Origin of the sequence: Opacimonas viscosa (assembly GCF_024199005.1) — a bacterium.
Taxonomy (GTDB): domain Bacteria; phylum Pseudomonadota; class Gammaproteobacteria; order Enterobacterales; family Alteromonadaceae; genus Opacimonas; species Opacimonas viscosa.
The window spans coordinates 1-252 of record NZ_JANATA010000243.1 but is presented as its reverse complement, the minus strand read 5'-3'; the positions used below and the strand labels follow the sequence as shown (position 1 = coordinate 252).

Here is a 252-nt window from a genome sequence, read left to right as displayed (position 1 = left end):
GCACTTAATACGCACGCCCACATTAAGCTTTTACACAATGCGTTGAATGAGCTCAAGAACGCCGAGCAATTTTTGGCCTTAGAAACAGAGGCCAGTTTCCAAAAGTCGTTATCCGGCTCACTGTTTGAGAACATATTTGAGCGAAAGCGTATGGTGGGTGTGTACATAAAGCTGGTGGGCTACGTTATTACAGCATGGGAAGCGACCAATAAAGCGAATGCAATCATCAGTGAAAACTTCGATTCAAGTGCC

The 252-nt window shown here is 44.8% G+C and carries 1 pseudogene; it reads left to right on the top strand.

Annotation, left to right across the window (positions count from 1 at the left end):
• Nucleotides 1-252 (top strand): annotated as a pseudogene (locus NLF92_RS13450) (hypothetical protein); the annotation flags it as partial.